The following is a 352-nucleotide window of genomic DNA, read 5'->3' on the forward strand; positions in this document are numbered from 1 at the left end:
CTTGAGGCGCGTCGCGGCGTGTCGGATCTTCTCGCTGCGAGCGATGATGTCCATCGGCTCGATCGTCTGCGCCAGCTTGCCGAGGCGATAGCCTTGACCGTCGATCGCAGTCAGCGCCGTCGCGATCTCGTGAGTCAGGATCTGCACGAACCGCCGTCCGGTCTCGGCCACCAGCCGTTCTTCGGTCAGACGTGCGTCGACCAGGGCGTGGTTGCGCCGTCGTTGCTCGACCAGGAAGGCGACGAGCCACTGCGCGGCGACCGCGATCACGCGGTTGACGACGAAGCTGAGGACGATCCCGCCCTCCGGCGGTCGAATGAACGAGCCGACCAACGAGGCGGCGGTGGCGAGG

At 67.3% G+C, this 352-nt stretch carries 1 protein-coding gene; it reads right to left on the minus strand.

The window, feature by feature from the left end:
- Positions 1-352: hypothetical protein (locus tag KZZ06_RS20210; RefSeq protein WP_219581777.1), on the minus strand; the 352-nt coding region annotated here is incomplete at both ends.

Source organism: Sulfitobacter sp. CW3 (assembly GCF_019392245.1).
Lineage (GTDB): Bacteria > Pseudomonadota > Alphaproteobacteria > Rhodobacterales > Rhodobacteraceae > Sulfitobacter.